The 4,907-nt window shown below is 53.8% G+C and carries 7 protein-coding genes; 5 read left to right on the plus strand and 2 right to left on the minus strand.

Annotation, left to right across the window (positions count from 1 at the left end):
- Both SAHL_RS18290 and SAHL_RS17650 read left to right on the plus strand, forming a co-directional pair.
- On the plus strand, nt 1-388 hold a 388-nt coding region (locus tag SAHL_RS18290), incomplete at its 5' end, for a transposase (protein ID WP_148045607.1).
- 372 nt (nt 389-760) lie between these two features.
- Nucleotides 761-1,273 (plus strand): hypothetical protein, encoded by a 513-nt coding sequence (locus SAHL_RS17650; RefSeq protein WP_148045608.1) that lies wholly within the window; start codon nt 761-763, stop codon nt 1,271-1,273.
- A 102-nt stretch (nt 1,274-1,375) separates the two neighbouring features.
- On the opposite strand, the gene SAHL_RS17265 is transcribed toward SAHL_RS17650, so the two are convergent.
- The gene (locus SAHL_RS17265) at nt 1,376-1,870 is read right to left on the minus strand and encodes a DUF2938 domain-containing protein (protein ID WP_123592657.1); all 495 of its coding nucleotides are present in this window, start codon (nt 1,868-1,870) and stop codon (nt 1,376-1,378) included.
- Between the two features lie 82 nt (nt 1,871-1,952).
- Here SAHL_RS17265 and SAHL_RS17270 point away from each other — a divergent pair, with 82 nt between their 5' ends.
- From SAHL_RS17270 to SAHL_RS17655, 3 genes are read left to right on the plus strand one after another with little or no spacing between them, the layout of a single operon-like run.
- Nucleotides 1,953-2,411, plus strand: coding sequence for a helix-turn-helix domain-containing protein (locus tag SAHL_RS17270; RefSeq protein ID WP_123592658.1), 459 nt, complete (start codon nt 1,953-1,955; stop codon nt 2,409-2,411).
- Nucleotides 2,412-2,444: 33 nt separating this feature from the next.
- Nucleotides 2,445-3,023 carry a DUF6932 family protein gene (locus tag SAHL_RS17275; RefSeq protein ID WP_123592659.1) on the plus strand — a complete coding sequence of 193 codons (579 nt, stop codon included), beginning with the start codon at nt 2,445-2,447 and terminating at the stop codon, nt 3,021-3,023.
- Entirely contained in the window at nt 3,013-3,957 is a 945-nt protein-coding gene (locus SAHL_RS17655) for a hypothetical protein (RefSeq protein WP_148045609.1), read from the plus strand. Before SAHL_RS17275 ends, SAHL_RS17655 begins: the two co-directional genes overlap by 11 nt.
- A gap of 74 nt (nt 3,958-4,031) precedes the next feature.
- Here the strand turns inward: SAHL_RS17655 and SAHL_RS17280 are convergent.
- Nucleotides 4,032-4,907, minus strand: an 876-nt coding sequence (locus SAHL_RS17280; RefSeq protein ID WP_123592660.1) for an IS110 family RNA-guided transposase, incomplete at its 5' end; no start/stop codon positions are given.

Consider the following 4,907-nt stretch of genomic DNA (forward strand, 5'->3'; position numbering starts at 1 on the left):
ATTCACCTCAGCGGCGGTCGCCGATTGGGCCAACGAATCGTTGGCCGCTGAGACCGAGGCCGTCTCCGACGGCCTGCCGGCGTTTCGTGCCTTGCGGGCTGAAGTCGCCAGCCATCTCGCGATTGTGACGGGCTCCGGCCGGGCTTCGGCCACCCATCCCGAGTTTCGATGGGTCAACATCCTGCTGGGCAACCTCAAGAACGCGATCACCGGCACCTATCACGCTTTCAAGTTCGCGAAGTATGCATCGCGTTATCTGGCCGACTTCCAGTACCGCTTCAATCGCCGCTATGACCTGCGTTCTATCCTGCCGCGGCTCATCCACGCTGCCGCCACCACGACACCCTGGGCTGAAGATTGGCTCAGGCTGGCTGAGTTTCAGGCCTAATCAAGTGAAACCTTGCCTTTTCGGCTCTGCGGGCGCGCCTGCGCTAGCGCCGGGTCGCGGCGAGCCGCCGTGCGAGATGAGGAGGAACATGAATCATCGAGTTGCGGCTGGGCTGGCGTTGTTTGCCGGTGCGAGCGCGACTGTACACGCCGACGCTGTCAGGGCTACGGGACTTTGGAGCCGAGGCGTGCGATGGTTTGAGTCAGCGGCAATCGCGGAATTCGAGATACCGCTGTTGATGCACGATGCAAGACCTGACTCCAAGCTCTGCTCTTACCTTCGCAAGCGGGCAGTTGTCTTATTGCTATGCGAAAAGTGGTTCAAGCGCTATACCTAGCTTCGTCCGTATACTTAGCGTTGGGCGGAACAGGAATGCTAGGGAAATACTTCTTTGATCTTCCGGTTTATAGACTGCCCCGCGACGAGTATTACGAACAACGTCAGGCATATATAGATAGCGTCATTTTTCCGGCTAACGATCCTGCTGCGGCAGAGTTTCGTATAGCGCAAGAAAAAGATGATCCGTCAGCGTACGTAGCAATTCGCGATCACTTGGAGCGCTCTTACGGCGGTTGCTGGGAATTCAACGAGATCATTGGTTACATCCGGCTCCATTTCTTAGGGTCTCAGGTGCGCGGCGATTATTTCGCGGTAAGCAAACAGAGGGTTACGAGAACCCGCCGAAACACTTTGGAATACCAGACTTGGAAGCTTGCGCCGGAAGTCGAGGTCCATAGACCGCAGAGCAGAGAAGGTATATTAGAAGCTGTCTTTCAATACATAGACGATTGCCGGCGCGAAGTGCCTCGAAGGTTTATCGATGCAAGTAGGTTCGAAGAAATCGCTGAATTTATTGACTGGCAGTCGCTAATAGCCGATCAGTGATGCCCAACAGTACGCTGCAGTTGACCGCCCAATGCGCTAGCGCGCTTCGGCCGGCAACTGAGCTTAGGCGTTAGAAGCGCCTGATACCTGACATTGCAGCTATCATGATATTGGGTAAATCAGTTGTATTGCCCAACCTGATGCATATAAGCCAAGCCCAAAGACCGTATGGGTTATGAGGCTCTGTAGGCGTGCGGTGCCCGGTTGCTTTGTCCTGGAGGCTGCCACTCCAGCCCCCATGCCCGGCTGCATCAACAGAAAGGGGGCTGCAACCGTACCTATGCCAACTGTGAGTGCGGGGCCAATCGTTGGGCTCTGCATCCATGATGCTCCCCAGATGGCGATTAGTAAGGCAGCGAATGCGATGCCTATCAGGTAGTGTGCCATCCATCCTATGACTCTCTCTCCTCGCATAGGGCTAGATACAGCAATATCGTCATGACGAAACTGGCCGTTTGTCATGTGGGCTATCCAACGTCCCACCATCCCGTAGTTTGGGAGAGGGACGCCGAGCATTGGCTTGCGCAAGATGCTCCATGCATCCATCACCGCAGTTGCTCCAATGCCGATGATAAATATGAATAGTATTTCATTCATAACATTCTCCTTCGCTCGTTCTGATTGCCAAAGAGTGATAGCGTGCAACTTAAAGTCGACTTGAGGTCAAGGGGGGGGAGTTATGGATATCGCTGCAGTAGCCAAACATTCGGGAGTTCCAGCCTCAACGTTGCGTTTCTATGAGGAAAAAGGGTTAATCAGCTCGGTCGGAAGGCAAGGGTTACGCAGGGTTTTTAATGACAATATATTGGAGCGGCTAGCGCTGATTGCACTGGGGCGTGCGGCAGGCTTTTCTCTAGATGAGATTGCCTGCATGATAGGGTCTAAAGGCAACCCTAATATTGATAGAGATTTACTGGTGAATAAGGCAGATGAACTTGATAAAACCATTAAAAAATTGTCAGCGATACGAGACGGCCTTCGGCATGCAGCCATTTGTTCTGCCCCAAGCCACATGGAATGCCCAAAGTTTCGACGCCTGCTTGGATTAGCGGCTTCTGGCGCTATTAGTAGCGAAGGCCTGAGGGTGGCTCCCCAGAAGCGGCGCTCTAACCAAGCGTTGCACCGGACAAGCCGGTGAACGCAACGTTAGGCTAAGAAAGGGAAAAAGTTAGTGATACCGTCTTTTAACAGCTCTGGAGTACTTCCTCCATTCCTCCCTGACGACGGACCTACAAGTTCAGCGTCTATGGCGCCATACCGTGCGTCGATTGCTGATATCGTGGAATCTTTCTCCGGGACCCCTGAGAGATGCGCGATACTCGACGGCCTTCTCGATTTTAGAGAAAAAATGAGAAGGGCTGGAATCGATCAAGGATTTCAGTGGATTGCCGGCAGTTTCATAGAAAATTGCGAGAAAACGCGTGAGCGTCCTCCAAAGGATGTAGATGTAGTTACATTTGCGCGTAGGCCGACACAGCATGAAATGCAGGACGACTGGCGAAAATTTGTGGCTAATAACCACGAAATTTTTAGCACTAAGCAGGTCAAAGAAGCGCACGACTGCGATGCTTATTATGTTGATCTGTCTTTGCCGTCTGAGCTTGTTGTTTCCCAATCGCGCTTTTGGTTTGGTTTGTTTTCCCACCAGCGCGCGACTTACCTGTGGAAAGGTATACTTCAAGTCTCTCTTGCAGACGATGATGCCGCTGCGAGAGCGCTGTTAGCTGGAGGAATTACCAATGCCTCTTAAGTTAACCTCAGATTCCCTTAAGGCCGAGGCTGCGGAGCTTCGACAACTTTTGGTCGAAGCTCAGCGGTTCGGCGACGTGGTCGGTGAAATTCAGTACAACGAGCGCCTAGAAGAGATCTCGCGCGAGCTTTATGAGTTGGCCGAATCAGACGCTAATCTTGCCAGCGTGGCGTTATTCTTTAGTGGCAAACCCGTGGTTGGCTCTCGGGGTATAGCCGCTGATTTCGCAGGCAAATTACTCGAGTCATATCAAGACATAGTCTCAAAGGCTTTTGCAAAGGCAGAAATTGGTGCGCTCGGCGAAAGAGGCCGCGTACCAATGAAACAGAGTACCGATCTCATGGTTACCGGCCTGACGCACGGATCCTTCGGATTCGTACTTGAAGAACTCTCCGATCAGGCCGAGATTCATGATACAGCTCTCAAAGAAGTTCTCTCCAGCGTGTCAGATCTTCTACGTCACGTCGGCGCTGAAAACGAAAGTGAATTTGATGAGGCTGCGGAGGATTTAGACCCGCGCACGTTAGTCGCGCTTCGCGATTTCTTTAAAAGATTAGACTCCTCGGAGGCTGCCGTTCGGTTTGTCGAGGGTCAACGAGAGTTCTTTTTGGATGAAAAGGCAGTTCACCGTGGCCGCGTCAGAACCGAAGCAATCGAGATTGACGAAAAATCTGCATTATTGGAAGGTATTCTGATAGGCTTTTTACCTGACCATAGAAAATTCGAGCTTCGAGATCAGACTGGGGTAACAATCTACGGCGCCGTTAGTAAGGAGGCGGCCGAACAGTTTGAGAGCGCTGTGCAATATCAAGGACCTGTGATCGGAGAACCCTGTAAAGCAGAGTTTATAGTCCGCGAGGTTCGGCCAATCAATCAGGCACCACGGCTTTCCTATAGGCTAATTGGTTTTCACCGACTTGGTAGTTCAGCCTAACTAATCGCTGCAGTTGACCGCCCAAAGCGCTGCCGCGCTTCGGCCGGCAACTGAGCTTGCAAAGTAGAGCGGGGTCAGATACCCTCTTGAATTTCAAGCTCGGCCATCGGTATTTCAGCCCGAAACGGCTGGCCTGACGTGATCACGCCATAGATCAGATGCACGAGCTTTCGCATGCTCGCGCCCACGATCGCCTTCGGCGCTAACCCTTTCTTCTCGAGCCGCCTCGTCATCGCGATGATGACCGGATTATGGCGCTTGGCCACCATGCCCGGCATGTAGAGCGATTTTCTTGCGGCGGTGTGGCCGGCTCGCGAGATCAGGGTTCGACCGTTGATCGAAGTGCCGGATTGCTTCTGTCTGGGCGTGACGCCGACAAAGGCGGCGAGCGCCTTCGCACTTTTGAACCGGCGAACATCCCCGATATAAGCCAGGAACTGCGCGGAGGCGCGCGGCCCGACGCCGGGAATGCTGCGCATTAGCTCGGCGTCTTGTTTGAGTTCGGGATGGCCGTCGATGTGATCGTCGATATCGGATTGGATCTTGGCGATCTGGTCGTTGAGCCAAGCCACGTGTTCTTCGACCATCGACTTCACGCTGGAGGGCGTGCCCTGATCGAGCGCTTCGATCCGGTTGAGTTCTTGCTGGCGCATGTCGATCAACGCCTGCAAGCGATCGACCAACGCTCGGAGCTCGCGAATCGCAATACTCGGGGGTTGCCAGATATCCAGATCGGCTCTCTGAGCAAACTTCGCCAGCAACTTGGCGTCGGCTTTATCGGTCTTGTTGCGACTCAGCTCGCTTTGAGCGAAACCGGTGATTCGTGCCGGGTTAACGACGCTCACCGCCCGGCCGGCATCGGCTAAGGCGATCGCCACCGCTTCGCTGTACGGACCGGTGGCTTCCAGCACGATCGGTGCGTCGACCGGCAAGTCGCGTTGAGCCAGCCA

This window comes from Salinisphaera orenii subsp. halophila YIM 95161, assembly GCF_003732545.1.
In the GTDB taxonomy this organism is placed as follows: domain Bacteria; phylum Pseudomonadota; class Gammaproteobacteria; order Nevskiales; family Salinisphaeraceae; genus Salinisphaera; species Salinisphaera orenii_A.

Bases quoted from the DNA above. Each gene is read 5' to 3' on its own strand.
- SAHL_RS17650 (WP_148045608.1), top strand. From the start codon at position 761: ATGCTAGGGAAATACTTCTTTGATCTTCCGGTTTATAGACTGCCCCGC.
- SAHL_RS17265 (WP_123592657.1), bottom strand. From the start codon at position 1,870: ATGAATGAAATACTATTCATATTTATCATCGGCATTGGAGCAACTGCG.
- SAHL_RS17270 (WP_123592658.1), top strand. From the start codon at position 1,953: ATGGATATCGCTGCAGTAGCCAAACATTCGGGAGTTCCAGCCTCAACG.
- SAHL_RS17655 (WP_148045609.1), top strand. From the start codon at position 3,013: ATGCCTCTTAAGTTAACCTCAGATTCCCTTAAGGCCGAGGCTGCGGAG.